The sequence below is a fragment of the Streptomyces sp. UF-297 genome, assembly GCF_058245575.1.
Window position 1 is genome coordinate 17,654 of the sequence record NZ_JBSIBZ010000090.1, and the last position, 22,372, is coordinate 40,025.

The window sequence follows — 22,372 nt, forward strand, 5'->3', positions numbered from 1 at the left end:
GTGACGCCATGACCCCATCCGGCTCTGCCGACTCCGGCCAGGGGACGGCAAGTTGGTACGACGACGAGGCCGGCCCGGTGGTCCGCCCCTACGCGATGACCCGCGGCCGCACCCGCAGCGCGGCCGAGGACCGGCTCGACCTGATCGCCGTGGTGATCGCCGAGGACCGCACGGGCCCGGCCGAGCCGTCCGGCGACCAGACCCTGTCACCGGAGCACCTGGACATCGTCACGATGTGCCGCGACGCCCCGGTCTCGGTCGCCGAACTCGCCGCCGGACTGGACCTCCCGGTCGGCGTCGTCCGCGTCCTGATCGGCGACCTCCTGGACGCGGAGCTGGTGCATGTCTCGCGCCCCGTACCCCCGGCGGAACTGCCCGACGAGCAGATCCTGCGCGAGGTGATCAACGGCCTGCGGGCGCTGTGACCTCGTACGTCCCCACGTCCCCACGTCCCCACGTCCACCACGGCCCCGGCGACCCGCCGGGAGCCCACAGCAGCAACCGCCCGGCACCGGCCGGCCGGCAACACGGCCCGCACACCGGGCCGTCGGGAGAGGAGTGCCATGGTCTTCGGGCGTTCGGAGCGGCGTCGCGGGCGCGTGGCCGACCCCGTCACGCTCAAGATCCTGGTGGCGGGCGGCTTCGGGGTCGGCAAGACGACCCTGGTGGGCGCGGTCAGCGAGATCAAGCCGCTGCGCACCGAGGAGCGGCTGAGCGAGGCGGGCCGCCCGTACGACGACACCGGGGGCGTGGAGGGCAAGACGACCACCACCGTCGCCATGGACTTCGGGCGGATCACCCTGCGCGAGGACCTGGTGCTGTACCTGTTCGGCACACCGGGCCAGGACCGCTTCTGGTTCCTGTGGGACGAACTGGCCCAGGGCGCGCTGGGCGCCGTCGTGCTCGCCGACACCCGGCGCCTGGAGGACTCCTTCGCCGGGATCGACTACTTCGAACGCCGCGGCATCCCCTTCACCGTCGCCGTCAACTGCTTCGAGGGCGCCGAGCGCTATCCGGCCGGGACGGTGCGCGAGGCGCTGGACCTGGACCCGGACGTGCCGGTGGTGCTGTGCGACGCACGGGAGAAGAACTCCGCACGGGACGTACTGATCGCGGTGGTGGAACACGCCGCCCGGATCGGCGCCCAGCGGCGCGAGCCCGCGCTGCCCTGACGCGGCGCGGAAGTACGGCCCGTACCCCGCCGTCCGGGGTACGGGCCGTACGCTTTCGCGCGCCCGATCGCGGCCGCGCCCCCGTCAGTCCGCCCCGTCCCCCTGCCACCCGAAGCTGCGCCCGGCGCGCCGCTCAGCCATTCCCGTCCTCCTGCCACCCGAAGCTGCGCTCAACGGCCTTGCGCCAGTGGCCGTACTCCCGCTCACGGGTCTCGGCGTCCATCCGCGGCAGCCACTCGGTGTCCCGCTTCCAGTGCGCCCGCAGCTCCTGGAGGTCCTGCCACACCCCGGTGGCCAGTCCCGCGGCGTACGCGGCGCCCAGACACGTGGTCTCCGCGATCACCGGACGGGTCACCGGCACGCCCAGCACATCGGCCTGATGCTGCATCAGCAGATTGTTGACGGTCATCCCGCCGTCCACCTTCAGCGAACTGATCCGCACCCCCGAGTCCTGGTACATCGCGTCCACGACCTCGCGGGTCTGCCAGCTGGTCGCCTCCAGCACGGCCCGCGCCAGATGCGCCTTGGTCACATACCGCGTCAGACCGGTGATCACACCGCGCGCGTCGGAGCGCCAGTACGGGGCGAACAGCCCGGAGAAGGCCGGGACGATGTACGCGCCGCCGTTGTCGGACACACTCGCCGCCAGCGTCTCGATCTCGTCGGCGGACCCGATGATGCCCAGCTGGTCGCGGAACCACTGGACCAGGGCGCCGGTGATGGCGATGGAGCCCTCCAGGCAGTACACGGGCGGTGCGTCACCGAGCCGGTAGCCCACCGTCGTCAGCAGCCCGCTCTTGGAGGGCACCGGCCGCTCCCCGGTGTTCAGCAGCAGGAAGGAGCCGGTGCCGTAGGTGTTCTTGGCCTCGCCCACGCCGTAGCAGGTCTGGCCGAACACGGCGGCCTGCTGGTCGCCCAGCGCCGAGGCCACCGGGACGCCGCTGAGCTGCCCCACGCCCCTGCCGTACACCTCCGACGAGGAACGGATCTCCGGAAGGATCGCCTCCGGCAGCTCCATCGCCGCCAGGATCGCCGGGTCCCACTGCAAAGTGCGCAGATCCATCAGCAGGGTGCGCGAGGCGTTGGTGACGTCCGTGACGTGCACCCCGCCGTCCGTACCGCCGGTCAGGTTCCAGATCAGCCAGGAGTCGATGGTGCCGAAGGCGATCTCGCCGTGCTCGGCGCGGGCCCGCAGACCGGGTACGTTCGCCAGCAGCCAGGCGGCCTTGGGCCCGGAGAAGTAGCTGGCCAGCGGCAGCCCGGTGGCCTCCCGGAAGCGGTCCTGGCCGTCGGTGGCGCCCAGTTCGGCACAGAGCGCCGAGGTACGGGTGTCCTGCCAGACGATGGCGTTGTGCACGGGCTTGCCGGTGGTGCGGTCCCACAGGACCGTGGTCTCGCGCTGATTGGTGATGCCCAGCGCGCTCAGCTGGTCCGCGCGCAGCCCCGCCTTGGCGAGCGCGCCCGCCACCACGGCCTGCACCTTGGACCAGATCTCGGTGGCGTCGTGCTCCACCCAGCCGGGCTTGGGGAAGATCTGGCGGTGCTCACGCTGGTCCACGGACACGATCGCGCCGTCGTGGTTGAAGATGATGCAGCGGGAGGACGTGGTGCCCTGGTCGATCGCGGCGACGTAGGTGTCGGCCCGACCAGCCTGCTCAGCCCTGCCGCCCTTGCCGGTGCTGTCCGTCATGACGTCTCCTGACTCCGTCTCCTGGGTTCGCGGGTGCGGCCCGGCTCAGAAGGCCGCGTTGTGCACGAGGCCGGCGAGCACGGCGCCGATCAGTGGCCCCGCCACCGGGACCCACGCGTAACTCCAGTCCGAGGAGCCCTTGTTGGGGATGGGGAGCAGGGCGTGGGCGATGCGCGGGCCCAGGTCGCGGGCGGGGTTGATGGCGTATCCGGTGGGACCGCCCAGGCTCAGGCCGATGCCGACGACCAGCAGGGCCACGAGCAGGACGTTGATGCCGGAGCCGTAGACACCGGCCTGTTCGCCGGGGACCTGGCCGATACCGATGCCCTTGTTCTGGCCGAAGAACAGCAGCGGGAGGACCAGCGCGAAGGTCGCGATGACCTCGGTGAGCACGTTGGCGACGGGCGCCCTGACCTCGGGAACGGTGGCGAAGTTGCCCACCGTCGGCTGGGCCTTGTCCGCCTCGGCGTTGGCGGCGAACTGCCGGTAGTAGGCCGCCCAGGCCAGCACGGCGCCCGCGATCGCGCCCACCAGCTGCGCCCCGAGGTAGACGGGCACCTTGCCCCAGTCGGTGCCGTCGGCCACCGCGGAGCCCAGCGTCACCGCCGGATTCAGGTGCCCGCCGGACAGCGGAGCGGCGGTGTACGCCCCGGCGAGGACGCCCAGGCCCCATCCGAAGGCGATGACGACCCAGCCGGCGGACCTGGCCTTGGAGTAGTGCAGATTGACCGCGGCGCACACCCCTGCGCCGAAAAGGATCAGTATCGCGGTGCCGATGACCTCACCGACGAAGATGTCCCCGTTGGAATACATGGCGGCTCCCTTGGCCTTCGCCCGGGGAAGCTCCCCCGGTCCTGCGTACCAGGTGCGTACCTCTTGCGGCCGCGGAGCCTGCGGCGGGTGGATGCCGAGCGCATCCCGCCTCGCGTCCGCGTCGAGCGTGCCGGCGCGTCGGAATCGCCCAGGGGGATCGGGCAGCGCGAAGTCGCTGCCACGCGGCCAGGGGGGTGCCTGCGTGCGACGATGCCGACTGACACCCGGAAGTGTTCACCGGAGGTGATGGAGCGTCAAGGTCGGCTACCACACCAACTGTTGAACGCTAACCACGCGTTCGTGCGTCGTTGTGTTCCGTCCCGCGCGGCGCCCGGTGCCCGGCGGGACCCGGTACGCGCGCCGCCCCGCCCCTGCGTACTTCAGTACGCCGCGAGCCCGGCCGCCCCACCACCCAGCTCGCCCCGGCCAGCTCTTTCGCGGCCTTCTTCAGGGGCGCCAGGGCGGCCGCCGCCTGCCGGTGCCCCGTCACGCTGCCCGGCGGGCACACCACCGTCGCAAGAGAGAGCGTCACCGCCCGGCCGCCCGCCTCCCAGCGGGTGTCCAGCACGGCCGCCACGACCGGTTCCAGGCCGTCCTCGGGCGCCAGTACGAGGAAGTCGTCACCGCCGATGTGGCCCACCCGCAGGGCGGGATGCGCTGCCGCCGACTCGGCCAGCGCGCGCCCCACCGACCGGATCAGCTCGTCGCCCGCCGCGAACCCGGCCCCGTCGTTGACCTGTTTGAAGCCGTCCACATCCAGCCAGCTCAGCGCGAAGGGCACCCCGTCGGCGATCCGCCGGTCCACCTCCGCGTTGACCGCGTCCGAACCGGGCAGCCGCGTCAGGGGGTTGAGGCGGGCGGCCTCCTCGACCCGACTCTCGGCCAGCGCCCGCACGATGTCCGACGGATGCACGACCCCCACACAGCGCCCGCGCTCGTCGACCACCGCCACATCGTCGCCGGTGCGCTCCCGCCCGCCGTCCGCGATCACATCCAGCACCTCCCAGGCGGTGGCGTCCGCGCCGACGGTGCGCGGCTGCTCGGCCAGCCGCAGCGCGGGCCGGTCGGCGTACAGCGCGTGCCCGTACCGGCCGGAGAGCGAGAGCAGGAACCGGTCGCGGTGCACGGCCCGTACGGGAACGCCGTCGGCGTCCACCAGCAGCACCCCCGACACCCCGGGAAAGCCCGTGAGATGGCGGCGCACCTCCCCGGCCGAGGCGGACATCGCCAGCAGCGCGGCGGGCTGGAGGAACTGCGCGACGGGCGGCCCGCAGCGTACGGCGGGACCGCCCGCGGGGACGGCTCCGGCGCCGCCCGCCCGTGCGCCCGGGGCGGCGGCGGAGGGGTGGGCCGCGGGCAGATACACGTCAGCCGCGGGCCGCCGGGCGGGCGGCGCGAACAGATTCCCCTGCGCCAGCTGTACCCCCGCCTCCCGCACCGCCGCGTACTGCCGCTCCGTCTCCACCCCCTCCACGGCCAGCAGCCCGCCGGTGACATCGCACAGCTGCCGCATCGCCGCCACCGCGGCCCACCGCCCCCGGCCGCCCTTCGGACCCTGCGCCAGCGAAGCATCCAACTTCACCACATCCGCGGCAAGTTCACCCAGCAGCCGCAGCGGGATGTCCCCGTCCCCCACCCCGTCGGCGCAGATGCGGTAGCCCTCCTCGCGCAGCCCGTCCACCGCCTCCAGCAGCGCCGCGCCGGGCACGTGCGTGAACGGTCCGCCGATGTCGACGGTGATCTCCCACGGCCGCCGCCCCACGTCGTGCACCGCCTTGCGCAGCGCCGTCAGCCCCGGCAGCTCCGCGACGGTGGCGGCGAACACGTTCACATGCAGCGGCAGCAGCGTCTCCTGCCGCGCCGCCGCCCGCACACCGAGCGCGGCCAGCTCGACGTCGATGTCGGGGGAGCGGTGCGCCGCCGCGATGACATCACCGGCCTCGGGGCGGGCGAGTATCTCCAGCGCGGCGACCGAGCCGGTCGCGAGATTCACGACAGGTTGGAAGGCGAAGCGGAGGTGGTCCGTCCAGGGAGGCACACCAGCAGCATTCCCCTCCCCGCACCCCAACGGCACCCGGTTCACGCACTGTTCACGCACCCTTCCGGAGCGTACGACCGCCTGGGCTGCGGGGGCCCAGGGCGCTCTGAAGTCCGGTGCACTTCGTGCCCCGGCAAGGGGCGCGGGGGAACTGCGCGACCGGCCCCCGATCGGGCTGCACTTTCATGGCGGCCCGCCGGCGCGGCGCTACCGCACCACGACCACCGCCGAGCCGTGCCCGAACAGCCCCTGATTGACCGTGAGTCCTACCCGCGCACCGGGAACCTGCCGGGCCCCCGCACAGCCCCGCAGCTGCCAGGTCACCTCGCAGACCTGCGCGATCGCCTGAGCGGGCACGGCCTCGCCGAAGGACGCCAGCCCTCCGGAGGCATTCACCGGAATGCGCCCGCCCAGCCCCGTCGCACCCGAGCGCAGCAGCTTCGCGCCCTCACCCGCCCCGCACAGCCCGATGTCCTCGTACCACTGCAGCTCCAGAGCGGTGGACAGGTCATAGACCTCCGCGAGCGAAAGATCCTCGGGCCCGATACCCGCCTCCTCGTACGCACCGCGCGCGATGGAGGGCCGAAAGGCGCACTCGGGAGCGGGCACGGCCGCCGCGGAGTCGGTGGCGATATCGGGCAGATCCAGATCGGTACGCGGATAGCGCGGCGTGGCCGTGGAGACGGCGCGCACCCGGACCGGATCGACGACCCCGCGCCGCCGCGCGAAGTCGAGGCTCGACAGCACCAGCGCCGCCGCGCCGTCGGACGTGGCGCAGATGTCCAGCAGCCGCAGCGGATCGGCCACCACGGGCGAGGCGGCGACCTCCCGCGCCGCGACCTCCTTGCGGTAGCGGGCATACGGATTGGCCGCCCCCGCCGCCGAGTTCTTCACCTTCACCTGCGCGAAATCCGCCACGGTGTCGCCGTACAGCGCCATCCGGCGGCGCGCGAACAGCCCGAAGTAGGCGGGGTTGGTGGCACCCAGCACGCGGAACCGCAGCCAGTCGGGGTCCTCCGGCCGCTCGCCGCCCGCCGGGGCGAAGAAGCCCTTGGGCGCGGCGTCCGCCCCCACCACCAGCGCCACCTCGGCCTGCCCGGACAGGATCTGGGCCCGCGCGGCGTTCAGGGCCTGCGCCCCGGAGGCACAGGCCGCGTACACACTGGTGACACGGGCGCCCTGCCAGCCCAGCGCCCGCGCGAACGTCGCCCCGGCGACCTGGCCCGGATACCCGGCGCGCACCGTGTTCGCGCCGACGACCGACTCGATCGCACCCCACGGAAGACCGGCGTCCGCGAGCGCCGCGCGCGCCGCCCGCGTGCCGTACTCCACGAAGGAGCGGCCCCACTTGCCCCACGGGTGCATCCCGGCGCCGAGCACCGCCACATCCCCGCTCATGCCCGCCCCTCCGCCGCGCCCCGGTCCCCGACCGGCCGCCAGTGCCAGGTCGTCCAGATGTGCTCACCGTCCTCGTCGAGCACCCCGGGCACCAGCTCGACCGCCGCGCCGACCGAAAGATCGGCGACCGTCACACCCGGCGCGCCCTGCCCGAGCACCACCATCCGCTCCTCCGCCAGCTCCACCGCGATCAGGGTGTACGGCTCCCACTCGGCGTCCGGGTCGCTCACATAGGGGGCGGGCGGCCGGTAGCGCCCGTCCGTGTACGACCACACCGTGCCGCGCCGGGAGAGCGGTATCTGCGCCAGCTCCGTCCCGCCGCACGCCGGATTGCGGCACAGCGCGTCCTCGCGCGGGAAGAAGACCGCGCCGCAGTCGGCGCAGCGCGTCCCCAGCAGCCGGAAATCCGCCGCGTCGTGCGTGAACCAGCCCGGCACCACAGGCCGACGCGTAGCCGCCACAACCCCTCCAGGAACAGCCAGCCGCACCAGATCTGACGTAGCGTCAGAAGTGTGGCACGCTGCCGCCCCGCGCGAAACCCCGGTACAGTAACCGGCGCGATCAGCCCACGAGGGGAGTGCGCATGACGGGACCCGTACGGGAAACCTCCCCGAGTCCTCCGCCCGCGGTCCGACTGACCTCTCTCACCAAGGACTTCGGGACCGTACGCGCCCTCGACATCGCCGAACTCGCCATCGCACCGGGCGAGTTCTTCTCCCTCCTGGGCCCCTCCGGCTCCGGAAAGACCACCCTGCTCCGCCTCGTCGCCGGCTTCGAACCCCCCACGGCAGGCCGCGTCGAACTCGCCGGACGCGACGTCACCGCCCACCCGCCCGGCCGCCGCGATGTGCACACCGTCTTCCAGGACTACGCCCTCTTCCCGCACATGACCGTCGAGCAGAACGTCGGCTACGCCCTGATGGTCCGCGGCATCCGCAGGGCCGAACGCCGCGCCCGCGCCGCCGAAGCGCTCGCCGCCGTACGCCTGGAGGGATACGGACCGCGCCGCCCCGCCCAGCTCTCCGGAGGCCAGCGCCAGCGCATCGCCCTGGCCCGCGCCCTGGTCGACCGCCCCGGCCTGCTCCTGCTGGACGAACCCCTGGGCGCACTCGACCTCGCCCTGCGCCGCCACATGCAGACCGAACTCAAGGCCCTGCAGCGCACCACCGGCATCACCTTCCTCCTGGTCACCCACGACCAGGAGGAGGCGCTGACCCTCAGCGACCGCATCGCCGTCCTGGACGGCGGCCGCATCCAGCAGACCGGACGGCCACTGGAGGTGTACGAGCACCCGGCGACCGCCTTCGTGGCGGGCTTCGTCGGCACCACCAACCTCCTGCGCGGCGCCACCGCGGCCCGGGTCACCGGCAGCCCCGGCACCTACAGCATCCGGCCCGAACGCCTGCGCCTCGCGGACCCGGACCAAGCGCCCGCGGCGGGGGAGCGGTCCGCCCGCGCCACCGTCACCGACATCGCCCACGCGGGCGCGTACACCCGCTTCGCGATCCGCCTCGACCCCGGCGGCGACCGGCTGACCGTCCTGCGCCTCAACGCCTCCGGCCTGCCGCCCGCGGCCCGGCCGGGCGCACCCGTACGCGTCCTGTGGAACACCGAGGACGCGATCCCCGTACCCGACTGACGTACCGTCAAGAAGCCTTTCTCGCTGGCCGAGTTGATGCCATCACCGAGTGACGCACCCTGGTGGAGGGCGGCCGGGATCCGGATACTGGCGGGGCCCATCAGCCGTGTGCGACGGAAGGGTCCCCCATGCGCCGTGCGATCGTGCCAAGGGCCGCCGCCGCGGCCGTGATCCTGCTCCTGGCCGCCGCCTGCGGCACGGGCGACGACGCCGAATCGGCGCCCGAACAGCGCGAGGTCGGCAAGGGAGAGGGCCGCGTCAACATCATCGCCTGGGCCGGATACGCCGAGGACGGCTCCAACGACCCCAAGGCCGACTGGGTGCACCCCTTCGAACGGCGCACCGGCTGCCAGGTCAACACCAAGGTCGCCGGCACCTCCGACGAAATGGTCGCACTGATGAAGACCGGCCAGTACGACACGGTCTCCGCATCCGGCGACGCCACCCTGCGCCTGATCGCCGCCAAGGACGCCGCCCCCGTCAACACCGCCCTCGTCCCCCACTACAAGGACGTCTTCCCCGGCCTGAAGATGCGCCCCTTCAACTCCAAGGACGGGAAGATGTACGGCATCCCGCACGGCCGCGGCGCCAACCTCCTGATGTACCGCACCGACAAGGTCAAACCGGCCCCCGACTCCTGGAAGGCCGTCTTCGACGACGCGGGCCGCTACTCCGGACGCGTCACCGCCTACGACTCGCCCATCTACATCGCCGACGCCGCGCTCTACCTCATGAAGTCCCGCCCCTCCCTGGGCATCAAGAACCCCTACGCCCTGGACGAGCGCCAACTGGTCGCCGCGGTCGACCTGCTGAAGAAGCAGCGCCGGCACATCGGCGAGTACTGGAGCGACTACCAGAAGGAAGTCACCGCCTTCAAGAGCGGCGACAGCGTCATCGGCACCACCTGGCAGGTCATCGCCAACACCGCCACGGCGGCACAGGCACCCGTCAAGGCCGTCCTCCCCAAGGAAGGCGCCACCGGCTGGTCCGACACCTGGATGATCTCCACCAAGGCCAAGCACCCCAACTGCGCCTACAAATGGCTCGACTGGATCATCTCGCCCAAGGTCAACGCCCAGGTCGCCGAGTACTTCGGCGAGGCCCCCGCCAACGCCAGGGCCTGCCGCGCGACCACCGACCCCCGGCACTGCGCCACCTACCACGCGAACGACGAGAGCTACTACCAGCGCGTCCACTTCTGGACCACCCCCGTCGAGCAGTGCCTGGACGGCCGCAAGAACACGCCCTGCACCGACTACGCCCGGTGGACCCGCGCCTGGACGGAGATCAAGGGCTGACGGGGACCGCCGGACCGGTGGGGGAGCGGGACACACCAAGACAGGACGTACCGAGACCAGGCACACCGACACGGGGCACACCGACACGGGGCACACCGACAAAGACCGTCCCCCGCCCGCCCGGCACACGCCTGCGCCTCGCCGCCCTGCTCACCCCACCCCTGCTCTGGCTCTTCCTCGCCTACCTCGGCTCGCTCGCCGTCCTGCTGCTGTCCGCCTTCTGGCGCACCGACCCCTTCACCTCCGACGTCGTCCACACCTGGACCGCCGACAACCTCACCGAGATCCTCACCACCCCCGTCTACCGCACCATCGCCCTGCGCACCCCGGCCATCGCCCTCGCCGTCACCCTCCTGGACGCGCTGCTCGCCCTGCCCATGGCCTTCTTCATGGCACGGGTGGCACGCGGCCGCCTGCGGCGCGCGCTGCTGGTCGCCGTGCTCACCCCCCTGTGGGCGGGCTACCTGGTCAAGGCGTACGCCTGGCGGGTCATGCTCGCCGAGAACGGCATCGTCAACGCCGCCCTGTCCCCCCTCGGACTGCACGGCCCCGGCTACGGCGCCACCGCCGTCGTCCTCGTCCTGGCCTACCTCTGGCTGCCGTACATGATCCTGCCGGTGTACGCGGCCCTGGAACGGCTGCCCGCCCACCAGCTGGAGGCCTCCGCCGACCTGGGCGCGGGCACCTGGCGCACCCTGCGCCACATCGTCCTGCCCGCCGTACGCCCCGCCGTCCTGGCCGGCTCCGTCTTCACCTTCTCGCTCAGCCTCGGCGACTACCTCACCGTCCAGATCGTCGGCGGGCGCACCCAGCTCCTGGGCAACGCCATCGCCGCCCAGGTCACCCTCGACCTCCCGCTCGCCGCCGCCCTCTCCGCCGTCCCCGTCGCCCTCGTCGTCCTCTACCTGGCCGCCGTACGCCGAACCGGAGCCCTCGACGCCCTGTGACCCGCCCGCCGGCCAACAGCCCGGGAGGAGGTTCCCGTGCACCTGACCCGTACCGCCCGCATCACCCTGGCCGTCATCACCGCCGCCGGCCTGGGCCTGATCTACCTCCCCCTGCTCCTGACCCTCCTCAACTCCTTCAACGCCGACCGCTCCTTCGCCTGGCCGCCCAGCGGAGTGACCGGCCGGTGGTGGGCCCAGGCGCTGCACAGCCCCGGCCCGCGCGAGGCCCTGTGGACCTCCGTGCGCGCCGCCCTCGGCGCCACCGCCGTCGCGCTGGTCCTGGGCACCCTCGCCGCGTTCGCCGTGCACCGCCACCGCTTCTTCGGCCGGAGCGCCGTCTCCTTCCTGATCGTCCTCCCGCTCGCGCTGCCCGGCATCGTCACCGGCATCGCCCTGAACGCGGCCTTCCGCACGGTCCTCGACCCGCTCGGCATCGGCTTCGGCCTGACCACCGTCGTCATCGGACACGCCACCTTCTGCGTCGTCATCGTCTTCAACAACGTCGCCGCCCGACTACGCCGCCTAGCCCCTTCCCTGGCCGAGGCCTCGGCGGACCTCGGCGCCCGCCCCTGGCAAACCTTCCGCCACATCACCTTTCCCGCCCTGCGCTCCGCCCTCTTCGCCGGCGCCCTCCTCTCCTTCGCCCTCTCCTTCGACGAAATCGTCGTCACCACCTTCACCGCGGGCCCCGGCACCACCACCCTCCCCATCTGGATCTACGAAAACCTCGCCCGCCCCCACCAGGCCCCCACCGTCAACGCCATCGCCGCCCTCCTCATCCCCCTCTCCGTCCTCCCGGTCTACGCAGCCCAACGCCTCTCCTCCGACCCAGCGGGCGGCCGCCTGTGAACCCCCACTGCCAGCCCGCCAGGAATACGCGTCGCCGCCTCCACCTAACTCCCGTGCTCCGCAAGCCACTTCGCCGCGATCTCGGCCAGCTCGCCGTCCCGCCCGGTCAGCATCATCCGGATCATCGCCGCATCGCCGCGCAGCGACCACAGCGGATGCCCGAACGTCGCCGGGTTGTTGCGCTCGATGAGGAAGTGCGCCGGCCAGGCCGTTCCGTACCCGATCACCGGCAGGCCCAGGAGCAGCCCGCGCCGCCGCCGGGCCACCCCGTACGCCGACACCGCCAGGCCGGTCAGGGTGCCGGTCAGATGCACCCAGCGGGTCGCGGCCTTGGAGTGCATCGCCACGTAGTAGGGCCAGAACTCCTCGTAGGAACCGAACTCTTGAGCAGTCATGCCCGCACGCTATGCGCGCCCGGCGGGCACGGCCAGCCCCCGCCGTCACCAACGTCCCGTCGGTCATGACGAACTCGTTGAACCGGATGTGGCCCTGCCGCGTCCACATGAACAGGGTCGGCGGTACGGGATCGACGGGGGTGATTCCGTACCACCGGCCCAGCCCGTGCCGTACGCCCGGCTCGCCGGCCCCATGTCCGCCACCGGAGCCCCCTGGTTCCCCCGCGGCACCACACGCAGAGGCGGACCAGCCTCGTCTTCCCCGGCTGATCCGCCTCATTGCGCGGGCCGTCCCTGATTCCAGGGAGCCCAGTTCCTGCCCGCGGTTTCACATCAGAAACCGCGCTTTATTTCAGCAGTCGAGATAGGCCACGTGAATCCATACGCCCGTGGCCCCGCCCCACAGATCCCCCTTCATCCAAACCCCCTGCTGGCCGTGGGCGTTCATCTTCTGTCCCTTGTTGACCTGGCCGAGAACCGGGTATTCAGGGCCGGGCCCGCCCCGGAAGTTGACTCCGTTGTCGTTCACCGTGCACACGAGCTGTACGCGCTGCTCGGCCTGCTGCGAAACGGCTTGCGGCCGCCTTGGTCTTTCGCATGCTCTTCTTCGGAGCCGACATGACCATTCCCCCTTGAGTCGTCCGTGAAGCGTCAGTAGAAAACTCCCTGACGCCGCTTACCAGAGTAATTTGCACGGCCCCGGCACCGGCATCGCTCAATCGGGTGAGGTTCGTCCCCGCCGCGCTCCCCTATACGCGCCCCCAACTCGCCCTTCAGCGCCCCGGAGAGCGGTTCACCAGCCCCGTCTCACCGCCCCTGAGCCACCCCACCGCTCAACGACCGCCGCGACACCGGAAAGTCGAAGTAGGTGTCGGGAAAGGTCTCCGGCTTGTACGTGAAGTGCCACCACTCCTCGGGCAGATTCACGAACCCCGACCGCTCGAGAGTCTCCTTCAGCAGCAACCGGTTGGCGCGCTGCCGACCCTGCACACGCGAATCCAGTGTGTGCGACAGAGTGTCGAAGCAGTCGTATCCCGTCGCCATATCGACCGAGTTATCGGGGAAACGCTCACCCTTGGGCGCATAACACGAAACCAATGGCTCACCGGGGCGGTACGGGCGCGTGTGATGCCAAGGCAGCCGCACCATGGTCACATCCACCGTGCTGCCGCGGCTGTGCCCGGACTTCTCCGCGATGTAACCGTCCTCGAAGAGCCGCGACTTGTCGACCCGCGGATAGAACTCACCTTTCATCGCCTGGTCGTCCAGATCCTTGGCCCAGCGCACGAAATGGTCGACGGCGCGCTGCGGCCGGTAGCAGTCGTATACCTTCAGCCCGTACCCGCGCCGCAGCAACGCCAACTGCGCCCGGTGCAGCGCCCGCGCCGCGTCCCGGGTCACGATGCACATCGGCGCGCGATAGCCGTCGACCGGCTCGCCCACGAAATTGTGCGGCGTGTAGTAGCGGATGTCCTGAAGGATCGTGGGATCCACGTCCCGCAGCGCCACGAACTCCTCGGGCGCCTTGGGCTCGGTACGGGCCTGCGCCCCGGACGGCAGGGCGGTGGCGATCAGTACGGCGGTGGCGGCGACGGCCAGCCCTCGCAGTGCAGGAGTGAGTCGAAGCATGGCCCTCCTCTACCAGCCGCGCCACCCCGCACGGAAGACGCCGAGCCGTACCGCCCCGCACCCCCGCCCGCCTTCCACCCCCCCCGGGCCCTGCCTTTCAGACCCCCAGCTCCCCGCCCTTCACACCCCGCGCACCCGCACCCTGTACCCCACGTCCTTCCCGCCCTGCCGTTCCACCACCACCCGCCCCTCCACCCACCGCGACTCGAAGCGCTCGACCCCCGGCCGCTGCCACCCGTCCCCGGTATCCGGCACCACCAGGCCGCCTCCCGTACGCCCCTCGGCGGGCGCCCACACTTCCAGCTCCGTCTCCCCGTCCGGACCGGCCACCGGCAGCACCGCGCCCGCCCGCGCCAAGACGGGAATCCGGGACAGCGGCGCCGGCACGGTCACCCGCCCGGGCCCCTCGTACGCCCGCCCGTTCACCGTGTCGTACCACCGGCCGCGCGGCAGCCGCACCGACCGCACCCGGGCGCCCGGCTCCAATACGGGAGCCACCAGCAGCGCACCCCCCAGCAAGAACGCGTCCTCGCAGTCACGCAGCCCGCGGTCCCGCGGCGAGGCCCACCACACCGGCCGCGCGTACGGCGCCCCCGTCACATGCGCCAGCCGCGCCAGCGTCCTGAAGTACGGCAGCAGCCGCGCCCTGTCGTGCAGCGCCGCCTCGGCGTGCGCCAGCGCCTGCGCCCCGTACTCCCACGGCTCCCGGCGCCCCGCGTCGATCGCCGAATGCGTGCGGAACAGCGGCAGATACGCGCCGAGTTGGAACCACCGCACATACAGCTCGGGGGAGGGGATCCCGGAGAACCCCCCGATGTCCGGCCCGCTGTAGGGCACCCCGCACAGCCCCAGCCCCAGCACCAGTGAGAGCGAGGCCCGCAGCCCCGGCCAGCCGGTCGCCACGTCCCCCGACCAGGTGCCCCCGTACCGCTGCATCCCCGCCCACCCCGAGCGCGAGAACAGGAACGGCCGCTCCCCGGGCCGTAGTTCCCGCAGTCCCTCGTAGCCGGCCCTGGCCATCGCCAGGCCGTAGACGTTGTGCGCCTCCCGGTGGTCACCGCCCCGCCCCTCCAGCGCATGCCGCGCAGACCGGGGCAGCGTCGTCTCGCCGAACGCCGCGAAGGACACCGGCTCGTTCATGTCGTGCCACACGCCCGAGAAACCCTGCGCCAGCCGCTCCGCGTACAGCCCGCCCCACCACTTGCGCACCCGCGCGTCCGTGAAGTCGGGAAACACCGCCTCACCGGGCCAGACGACCCCGCGCACCGCCCGCCCCCGCCCATCCCGTACGAACGCGTCGGCGGCCGCCCCGGCCTCGTACACCGGATTGCCGGGTTCCGCCTTCACCCCCGGATCGACGATCGACACCAGCCGTACGCCCTGCGACCGCAGCTCCTGGGCCAGTCCCGGCAGGTCGGGGAAGCGGCCCCGGTCCACGGTGAAGATCCGGTGACCGTCGTAGTGATCGATGTCCAAGTGCACCGCGGACAGCGGCAGCCCCCGCTCCTGATAGCCCGCGACGACCCGCCGCACCTCCTTCTCACTGCCGAAACCCCACCGGGCGTGCTGATAGCCCAGCGCCCAGCCGGGCGGCACCGCCGGCGCCCCGGTGAGCTGCACCCAGCCGTGCAGCACCCGCGCCGGCGTGCCCACCAGCACCCAATAGCGCAGCGGCCCGCCCGCCATGCGCAACTCGCAGGCGCCCGACCGGTCGTGCCCCGACCCGGCGCCCTCCTCGCCCTCGCGCAGCGTCACCGACCCGTCCCAGGAGTTGTCCACGAACACCAGATGCGTACCGGCGTCCGCCACCACCAACTGCACCGGCATCGTGATGTACAGCGGATCGTCCCCCGGCCCGAAATGCCCGCCCGGGTCCGTGTTCCACAGCCGGTACGTGCCGTCCCGCAGCCGCGGCCCGCCCGCCCGCCCGCCGAGCCCGAAGAACCGCGCGTCCGCCGCCACCTCCGACCGCTGTATCCACCGGGGCCCGTCCGCCCCGTCCGTACGGTCCCACCAGCGCGGCGCCAGCTCCCGCCGCAGCACCACCCCGCCAGGGGTACGCACCTCCACCGCCCCGTGCCGGGACACCGCCACCGTCACCCGCTCCGACACCACCCGCCAGCCGCCCTCGGTGTCCGGCTCCAGCACCGCCCGCCCGTCCGGCTCCGGGCACGCCCCGGCCAGCGCGTACGACGGCTCGGGCTCGGCCCCGTCCCACCCGCAGAACACCGCGCCACCGGAAGCGACCTTGATCCGCAGCGAGGACCGGGCGAAGTGCACCACCCCGCCCCCGGGCTGCGGCTCGGCCCCCTGAGCCGCCCCCGGCACCCGCGCCAGCTCCGGCCCCTGCGCCGGCAGCCCCCGGGCATCGGCCCGGCGCCGCCGCCACGCCGCGCGCACCGAACGCAGCCCCTGAACGGACGCCATCGCCCGCACGGCCTTGGCAGCCTCGATCTTCTTCCCCGAACGCACCCGTTCCCGCCCGTCCATCCCGATCACCCTGCTCACCCTGCCACTGGTGCCGCCCGGCGCGGGCACCGTTCAACTCCCGTTCACCTGAGGGGGACCGGCGCCGCATCCACGGCGACACCACACCCGCCGGCCCCCGAATATGGCGGGGCGACTCTGGTGCACCAGTCGATCACGTGGCATCGTCCTGCCAAGCCGTGTTGCGCGCACCCGCCCCTCTCGGCGCTGGGGGACCCCCAGCCGTGCGCGTACCCGACGCCCACGACGCGTACAGCCCAGGAGCCGATCATGACCACCGCACCCGCCACGCAGCCCGAACCCCTGTGGCAGCCAGGCCCGGACCGCATCGCGGGAGCACAGATCACCCGCTTCCACGACTACGCCGCCACCCACCACGGAGCCCCCGCGCCCGTAGGAGACGCGGCCGCCGACTACGCCGCACTGCACCACTGGTCCGTCGCAGAACTGGCGCGTTTCTGGCAGGCCGTGGCCGAATGGTTCGAGGTCCGCTTCACCACCCCGTACGACACCGTGCTCGCCGACACCGCCATGCCCGGCGCCCGCTGGTTCCCCGGCGCCACCCTCAACTACGCCGAGCACGCCCTGCGCGCGGCCGAGGACCCCGCCCGCGCCGGCACCCCCGCGCTCCTCCACGTGGACGAGACCCACGACCCCTCGCCCGTGACCTGGTCCGAACTCCGCGCCCAGGTCGCCTCCCTGGCCGCCGAACTGCGCCGCCTCGGCATCCGCCCCGGCGACCGCGTCAGCGGCTACGTCCCCAACGTCCCGCAGGCCGTCGTCGCCCTCCTGGCCACCGCCGCGGTCGGCGCCGTCTGGACCTCCTGCGCCCCCGACTTCGGCGCCCGCAGCGTCCTGGACCGCTTCCAACAGGTCGAGCCCGTCGTCCTGTTCACCGTCGACGGCTACCGCTACGGCGGCAAGGAACACGACCGCCGCGACACCGTCGCCGAACTCCGCCGCGAACTGCCCACCCTCCAGGCCGTCATCCACATCCCCCTCCTGGGCACCGACGCCCCCGAAGGCGCCCTGAACTGGTCCGAAACGGTCTCCCACACCACCGAACCCGTCTTCGAACAGGTCCCCTTCGACCACCCCCTATGGGTCCTGTACTCCTCCGGCACCACCGGCCTGCCCAAGGCCATCGTCCAGTCCCAGGGCGGCATCCTGCTCGAACACCTCAAGCAGACCGGCCTGCACTGCGACCTCGGCCCCGAGGACCGCTTCTTCTGGTACACCTCCACCGGCTGGATGATGTGGAACTTCCTCGTCTCCGGCCTGCTCGTCGGCTCCACGGTCGTCCTGTACGACGGCAGCCCCGGCCACCCCGACGTCTGTGCCCAGTGGCGAGTGGCCGAACGCACCGGCACCACCCTCTTCGGCACCTCCGCCGCGTACGTCATGGCCTGCCGCAAGGCCGGCATCCACCCGGGCCGCGACCTGGACCTGTCCACCGTCAAGTGCGTCGCCACCACCGGCTCCCCGCTCCCGCCCGACGGCTTCCGCTGGCTGCACGACGAAATCCACCAGGACGGCGCCGAGGACCTGTGGATCGCCTCCGTCAGCGGCGGCACGGACGTCTGCAGCTGCTTCGCCGGCGCCGTCCCCACCCTCCCCGTCCACATCGGCGAACTCCAGGCCGCCTGCCTCGGCACGGACCTGCAGTCCTGGGACCCGAGCGGCAAGCCGCTCACCGACGAGGTCGGCGAACTCGTCGTCACCAACCCCATGCCCTCCATGCCCGTCCGTTTCTGGAACGACCCCGACGGCAGCCGCTACCACGACAGCTACTTCGAGATGTTCCCCGGCGTCTGGCGCCACGGCGACTGGATCACCCTCACCTCCCGGGGCAGCGTCGTCATCCACGGCCGCTCCGACTCCACCCTCAACCGCCAGGGCGTCCGCATGGGCTCCGCCGACATCTACGAGGCCGTCGAACGCCTTCCCGAGATCCGCGAATCCCTCGTCATCGGCCTCGAACTCCCCGACGGCGGCTACTGGATGCCCCTCTTCGTCCACCTGGCCCCCGGCGCCACCCTCGACGACACCCTGCGCGACCGCATCAAGCGCACCATCCGCGAACAGCTCTCCCCGCGCCACGTCCCCGACGACATCATCGAAGCCCCCGGCATCCCCCACACCCTCACCGGCAAGCGCATCGAGGTCCCCATCAAACGCCTCCTGCAGGGCACCCCCCTCGACAAGGCCGTCAACCCCGGCTCGGTCGACAACCTCGAACTCCTCCGCTTCTACGAGAACATCGCCGCCGAACGCGCACAGTAACCCCCAAAGCCCAAGCCAGCGCGGATTGTCAGACCCCTCGATTACTCTCGGTGAGCAAGTGATACGCATGCGTCGGCTCACACAGAGCCCAAGGGGGAGTCATGACATCCGCATCCGGCAAGCACACCGACCGCACCACCGCCGACCACCCGCTGCGCCGCGAAGTCCCCAGCACCGTCGCCCTCCTGGCCGACGAAGCGGACTTCGCGGCCATGCGCCGCTACCCCAGCTTCCCGTTCGACGACCACACGGCCTATCTCCAGCAGGTGGAGACCCTGCTGCGCCTCCTCGCGGCCCAGGGCGTGCCCACCACCATCGCGCTCTTCGACCCGGCCGAGTACGAGGAATTCTGCGCCGACTCCCGCCTGGACCCCGACACCCCCGGCAGCCGCACCCGCTATACGGTCCAACTCCCCGGCACGGGCGCCACGATCACCTACACCGGCCAGCCCCTGCCCCAGCTCCTGCCGCTGCTGATCGACGAGTCCGAGCGGCGCGCGACCTGGGACTGCGCCACCGCACTCCTCTCCCACGCCGGACACTGCGCCGAGTGCGACGAGGACATCGCCCACGCCTCCTTCCAGCGCGCCACCCTCGCCTTGACCGGCCTCCTGGACGCCCTGTCCGAGGGCAGCCACCACCTCGTGTGCAGCGTCCCGGTCGCCGACACCCCGCTGCTCGCCGTGCTGCACGCCGAGTGCGGCAACGACGACCGCCCCCGCCTCGCCGAACCGGACGCTCTTCTCTTCTGTACGGTCCTGGCCGCGGGAATCGCCCTGCACGGACCCGGCGGCGTCGTCTCGCGCACCATCGGCGACGGCGAGGACGACACCGTCCGCGGCTGGTCCCTGCGCGGCGCCTGGCTCCAGCCCCTCACCTCCGCCGAGGTGTTCACCGCGTACTGCACCGACGCCGACACCGGCGAACCGGTCCCACCGGAGCCCGGCGTCGACTACCGACCGGGCATCGCTCTGCCGCCCCCACCGCCCGACCACCCGCACCACTGACACCAGCGCCCACCCATGCGAACGGCCGCCCCGCCACAAGGGCGGGACGGCCGTCCCCTACTACCGCGCTACCGAAGGATCACTCCCCGGACAGCACCGCCTGCGCGGCCACCCGCGCCTCTTCGGCGCTGTCCGCCGCACGCGCCGCGGCCGCGGCACGCTCGCACTGCGCCAGGGTGTGCTTGGCCAGCGTCGCCCGCACATACGGAATCGAGGCCGCGCCCATGGAAAGGCTGGTCACCCCGAGCCCGGTCAGCACACACGCCAGCAGCGGGTCCGAAGCCGCCTCGCCACAGACACCACAGCTCTTGCCCTCGGCCTTCGCGGCCTCGGCCGAAGCCGCCACGAGATCGAGCAGCGCCGGCTGCCACGGATCCTGCAGACGCGAGACCGCACCGACCTGACGGTCCGCAGCGAAGGTGTACTGCGCCAGGTCGTTGGTCCCCAGCGAAAGGAACTCGACCTCCTGCAAGATCGAGCGCGCCCGCAGCGCGGCGGACGGAATCTCCACCATCGCACCGAACTTCGCCTGCAGCCCGGCCTCACGGCACGCGTCCGCGAACGCCTTCGCGTCGGCCCGGTCCGCCACCATCGGTGCCATGACCTCGAGGTAGACGGGCAGCCCCTCGGCAGCCTTGGACAGCGCCGTCAGCTGCGTACGCAGCACCTCGGGGTGGTCCAGCAGCGTCCGCAGACCGCGGACACCCAGCGCGGGGTTGGGCTCATCGGCCGGCGTCAGGAAGTCCAGCGGCTTGTCGGCACCCGCGTCCAGCACGCGCACGACGACGCGGCCCTCGGGGAACGCCTCCAGCACCTTCCGGTACGCCTCGACCTGCTTCTCCTCCGACGGCGCCTTGGCACTGTCGTCGAGGAAGAGGAACTCGGTACGGAACAGACCCACGCCCTCCGCACCGGCCTCGACCGCCGCGGGCACATCGCCCGGACCGCCGACGTTCGCCAGCAGCGGCACCTTGTGCCCATCGGAGGTGGCACCCGGACCGGACGACGCCGCCAGCGCGGCCTTCCGCTCCTCGGCCGCCTTCGCCATCGCCGAGCGCTTCTCCGCACTCGGGTCCACGAAGACCTCACCCGTGCTGCCGTCCACGGCGATCACGGTGCCCTCGGCCAGCTCACCGGCGCCCGGCAGCGCGACCACGGCCGGCACACCCAGCGCCCGCGCGAGAATCGCGCTGTGGCTGGTCGGCCCGCCCTCCTCGGTCACGAACCCGAGCACCAGAGCCGGGTCCAGCAGCGCGGTGTCGGCCGGCGCCAGGTCCCGCGCGATGAGCACATACGGCTCGTCGCTGTCCGGCACACCCGGCATCGGAACGCCCAGCAGGCGGGCGACGATACGGTTCCGCACATCATCGAGGTCGGCGACCCGACCGGCCAGGTACTCGCCGGCCCCCGCCAGCAGCGCCCGGTAGGCGGCGAACGCGTCATACACACCGCGCTCGGCGGTGCTGCCCACAGCGATGCGACGCTCGACGTCCGCCATCAGCTCGGGGTCCTGCGCCATCATGGCCTGGGCCTCGAGCACGGCCTGCGCCTCGCCGCCCGCCAGATTGCCCCGCGCGATCAAGTCCGCGGCCACAGCTTCCACGGCCTGGCGAGCGCGCCCCTGTTCGCGCTCCGCCTCCTCCGCCGGAATCTGCTTGGCCGGCGGCTCCAGCACCGCCGTGCCCATGTGCCGGACCTCGCCGATGGCCACACCGTGGCTCACGCCGACGCCTCGCAGCGTTGTCTCCATTTCACCCGTCTCCGGTTGATGCGGCGGTCACTGCCGCCGCGGTGGTTGTCGTACGTGCCGTCAGGGACGGCGCCCGCTCACTGCCAGCCGAAGAGCTCGTCGCCGGCCTTCACATCGCCGTCCTCGCGCACATCACTGAGCGCGTCGGCGGTGGCCTCGAGCGCGACGATCGGGCAGACCGGCGACTTCCCGGCCTCCTCGACGGCAGCCGGGTTCCAACGCACAACAGCCTGGCCGCGCGCGACGGTGTCGCCCTTGTTGACGAGCAGCTCGAAGCCCTCGCCATTGAGCTGAACGGTGTCGATACCGAGGTGCGTCAGCACGCCGTGCCCCTCGCTGTCGACGACGACGAAGGCGTGGGGGTGCAGCGAAACAACAACACCATCGATAGGCGCAATGGCCTCAGACGGCTCACGAGCCGGGTCAATAGCGGTACCGGGTCCGACCATGGCGCCGGAGAACACCGGGTCGGGCACTGCCGCGAGTCCGATGGCGCGTCCGGCAAGAGGGGACGTCACGGTGGTCATGGGAAGCCTCCCAGGGGTGGAGATTCATCAGGCCGCCGTCACTACCTGTCCTGGACGGCGCACCGTTCAGAAGCGTAAGTCATAGGAACTGAGGGTTCCGCATGAGCGACACCAGCCGACGGACCCCACCCGAGGCGCCCCGGCTCCCCAAACAATCGATTTGCCTCGCCCAGACGGGACATGTACTGTCGGACTCCTGCCCCGGTCGCCAGGTCGCCATCACAGCGATCAAGACAGTGGGCGGCACCCCATCAGAGCCTGATCAAGTTTCTTGAATCGAATTCTGCATGCCTGCAGAAAGCCTCGGTTCGAAAGCCGAAAAGGGCCTGATAGAGTGTGAAACACCGAAGGGAAGCGCCCGGAGGGCCCGGTAAAACGGGACCAAAGGAAGCGTCCGTTCCTTGAGAACTCAACAGCGTGCCAAAAGTCAACGCCAGATATGTTGATACC

General features: G+C 72.0%; 19 protein-coding genes. 8 read left to right on the forward strand and 11 right to left on the reverse strand.

Annotated elements, in window-relative coordinates:
• Positions 1-8 precede the first annotated feature (8 nt).
• Positions 9-425, forward strand: coding sequence for a DUF742 domain-containing protein (locus AC4IJH_RS35545; protein WP_490856102.1), 417 nt, complete (start codon positions 9-11; stop codon positions 423-425).
• Positions 426-563: 138 nt separating this feature from the next.
• Entirely contained in the window at positions 564-1,172 is a 609-nt protein-coding gene (locus AC4IJH_RS35550; RefSeq protein WP_490856103.1) for a GTP-binding protein, read from the forward strand.
• A 133-nt stretch (positions 1,173-1,305) separates the two neighbouring features.
• Here the strand turns inward: AC4IJH_RS35550 and glpK are convergent, their stop codons facing one another.
• The 5 genes from glpK to AC4IJH_RS35575 all read right to left on the reverse strand — a co-directional run bounded on the left by glpK (position 1,306) and on the right by AC4IJH_RS35575 (position 7,572).
• Positions 1,306-2,862 (reverse strand): glycerol kinase GlpK, encoded by a 1,557-nt coding sequence (gene glpK / locus AC4IJH_RS35555; protein WP_490856104.1) that lies wholly within the window; start codon positions 2,860-2,862, stop codon positions 1,306-1,308.
• 45 nt (positions 2,863-2,907) lie between these two features.
• A complete protein-coding gene (locus AC4IJH_RS35560) occupies positions 2,908-3,675 on the reverse strand; it encodes an MIP/aquaporin family protein (RefSeq protein ID WP_490856105.1) in 768 nt (255 codons plus the stop codon).
• 286 nt (positions 3,676-3,961) lie between these two features.
• Entirely contained in the window at positions 3,962-5,713 is a 1,752-nt protein-coding gene (locus AC4IJH_RS35565) for an EAL domain-containing protein (protein WP_490856106.1), read from the reverse strand.
• A 207-nt stretch (positions 5,714-5,920) separates the two neighbouring features.
• Positions 5,921-7,111: a lipid-transfer protein gene (locus tag AC4IJH_RS35570; protein WP_490856107.1), complete on the reverse strand. Its 1,191-nt coding sequence runs from the start codon at positions 7,109-7,111 to the stop codon at positions 5,921-5,923.
• Positions 7,108-7,572, reverse strand: a complete 465-nt coding sequence (locus AC4IJH_RS35575) for a Zn-ribbon domain-containing OB-fold protein (RefSeq protein ID WP_490856108.1) — start codon at positions 7,570-7,572, stop codon at positions 7,108-7,110. The genes AC4IJH_RS35570 and AC4IJH_RS35575 overlap by 4 nt, the downstream gene beginning before the upstream one ends.
• A gap of 122 nt (positions 7,573-7,694) precedes the next feature.
• On the opposite strand from AC4IJH_RS35575, the gene AC4IJH_RS35580 reads away from it, so the two are divergent.
• The 4 genes from AC4IJH_RS35580 (at position 7,695) to AC4IJH_RS35595 (ending at position 11,844) form a co-directional block, all read left to right on the forward strand.
• Positions 7,695-8,750: an ABC transporter ATP-binding protein gene (locus AC4IJH_RS35580; protein ID WP_490856109.1), complete on the forward strand. Its 1,056-nt coding sequence runs from the start codon at positions 7,695-7,697 to the stop codon at positions 8,748-8,750.
• A 128-nt stretch (positions 8,751-8,878) separates the two neighbouring features.
• A complete protein-coding gene (locus AC4IJH_RS35585) occupies positions 8,879-10,048 on the forward strand; it encodes an ABC transporter substrate-binding protein (RefSeq protein WP_490856110.1) in 1,170 nt (389 codons plus the stop codon).
• A 131-nt stretch (positions 10,049-10,179) separates the two neighbouring features.
• Positions 10,180-10,995, forward strand: coding sequence for an ABC transporter permease (locus AC4IJH_RS35590; RefSeq protein WP_490856120.1), 816 nt, complete (start codon positions 10,180-10,182; stop codon positions 10,993-10,995).
• 36 nt (positions 10,996-11,031) lie between these two features.
• Complete coding sequence (locus AC4IJH_RS35595; RefSeq protein ID WP_490856111.1) at positions 11,032-11,844, forward strand: ABC transporter permease; 813 nt, start codon at positions 11,032-11,034, stop codon at positions 11,842-11,844.
• A 44-nt stretch (positions 11,845-11,888) separates the two neighbouring features.
• Here AC4IJH_RS35595 and AC4IJH_RS35600 read toward each other — a convergent pair whose 3' ends face one another.
• The 4 genes from AC4IJH_RS35600 to AC4IJH_RS35615 form a co-directional block, all read right to left on the reverse strand.
• Entirely contained in the window at positions 11,889-12,239 is a 351-nt protein-coding gene (locus tag AC4IJH_RS35600) for an Mpo1-like protein (RefSeq protein ID WP_490856112.1), read from the reverse strand.
• A gap of 352 nt (positions 12,240-12,591) precedes the next feature.
• Complete coding sequence (locus AC4IJH_RS35605) at positions 12,592-12,768, reverse strand: SH3 domain-containing protein (RefSeq protein ID WP_490856113.1); 177 nt, start codon at positions 12,766-12,768, stop codon at positions 12,592-12,594.
• Positions 12,769-13,046: 278 nt separating this feature from the next.
• Positions 13,047-13,868, reverse strand: a complete 822-nt coding sequence (locus AC4IJH_RS35610; RefSeq protein WP_490856114.1) for a M15 family metallopeptidase — start codon at positions 13,866-13,868, stop codon at positions 13,047-13,049.
• 120 nt (positions 13,869-13,988) lie between these two features.
• Entirely contained in the window at positions 13,989-16,358 is a 2,370-nt protein-coding gene (locus AC4IJH_RS35615; RefSeq protein WP_490856121.1) for a glycoside hydrolase family 31 protein, read from the reverse strand.
• A gap of 267 nt (positions 16,359-16,625) precedes the next feature.
• Here AC4IJH_RS35615 and AC4IJH_RS35620 point away from each other — a divergent pair, with 267 nt between their 5' ends.
• Positions 16,626-18,638: an acetoacetate--CoA ligase gene (locus tag AC4IJH_RS35620; RefSeq protein WP_490856115.1), complete on the forward strand. Its 2,013-nt coding sequence runs from the start codon at positions 16,626-16,628 to the stop codon at positions 18,636-18,638.
• 101 nt (positions 18,639-18,739) lie between these two features.
• The gene (locus tag AC4IJH_RS35625; protein WP_490856116.1) at positions 18,740-19,645 is read left to right on the forward strand and encodes a DUF8829 domain-containing protein; all 906 of its coding nucleotides are present in this window, start codon (positions 18,740-18,742) and stop codon (positions 19,643-19,645) included.
• A 79-nt stretch (positions 19,646-19,724) separates the two neighbouring features.
• On the opposite strand, the gene ptsP is transcribed toward AC4IJH_RS35625, so the two are convergent.
• Entirely contained in the window at positions 19,725-21,395 is a 1,671-nt protein-coding gene (ptsP, locus tag AC4IJH_RS35630) for a phosphoenolpyruvate--protein phosphotransferase (RefSeq protein ID WP_490856117.1), read from the reverse strand.
• A 77-nt stretch (positions 21,396-21,472) separates the two neighbouring features.
• The gene (locus tag AC4IJH_RS35635) at positions 21,473-21,922 is read right to left on the reverse strand and encodes a PTS sugar transporter subunit IIA (protein WP_490856118.1); all 450 of its coding nucleotides are present in this window, start codon (positions 21,920-21,922) and stop codon (positions 21,473-21,475) included.
• Positions 21,923-22,372: the final 450 nt, after the last annotated feature.

Bases quoted from the DNA above. Each gene is read 5' to 3' on its own strand.
- AC4IJH_RS35545 (WP_490856102.1), top strand. From the start codon at position 9: ATGACCCCATCCGGCTCTGCCGACTCCGGCCAGGGGACGGCAAGTTGG.
- AC4IJH_RS35550 (WP_490856103.1), top strand. From the start codon at position 564: ATGGTCTTCGGGCGTTCGGAGCGGCGTCGCGGGCGCGTGGCCGACCCC.
- glpK (WP_490856104.1), bottom strand. From the start codon at position 2,862: ATGACGGACAGCACCGGCAAGGGCGGCAGGGCTGAGCAGGCTGGTCGG.
- AC4IJH_RS35560 (WP_490856105.1), bottom strand. From the start codon at position 3,675: ATGTATTCCAACGGGGACATCTTCGTCGGTGAGGTCATCGGCACCGCG.
- AC4IJH_RS35570 (WP_490856107.1), bottom strand. From the start codon at position 7,111: ATGAGCGGGGATGTGGCGGTGCTCGGCGCCGGGATGCACCCGTGGGGC.
- AC4IJH_RS35580 (WP_490856109.1), top strand. From the start codon at position 7,695: ATGACGGGACCCGTACGGGAAACCTCCCCGAGTCCTCCGCCCGCGGTC.
- AC4IJH_RS35585 (WP_490856110.1), top strand. From the start codon at position 8,879: ATGCGCCGTGCGATCGTGCCAAGGGCCGCCGCCGCGGCCGTGATCCTG.
- AC4IJH_RS35600 (WP_490856112.1), bottom strand. From the start codon at position 12,239: ATGACTGCTCAAGAGTTCGGTTCCTACGAGGAGTTCTGGCCCTACTAC.
- AC4IJH_RS35610 (WP_490856114.1), bottom strand. From the start codon at position 13,868: ATGCTTCGACTCACTCCTGCACTGCGAGGGCTGGCCGTCGCCGCCACC.
- AC4IJH_RS35615 (WP_490856121.1), bottom strand. From the start codon at position 16,358: ATGGACGGGCGGGAACGGGTGCGTTCGGGGAAGAAGATCGAGGCTGCC.
- AC4IJH_RS35620 (WP_490856115.1), top strand. From the start codon at position 16,626: ATGACCACCGCACCCGCCACGCAGCCCGAACCCCTGTGGCAGCCAGGC.
- AC4IJH_RS35625 (WP_490856116.1), top strand. From the start codon at position 18,740: ATGACATCCGCATCCGGCAAGCACACCGACCGCACCACCGCCGACCAC.
- ptsP (WP_490856117.1), bottom strand. From the start codon at position 21,395: ATGGAGACAACGCTGCGAGGCGTCGGCGTGAGCCACGGTGTGGCCATC.
- AC4IJH_RS35635 (WP_490856118.1), bottom strand. From the start codon at position 21,922: ATGACCACCGTGACGTCCCCTCTTGCCGGACGCGCCATCGGACTCGCG.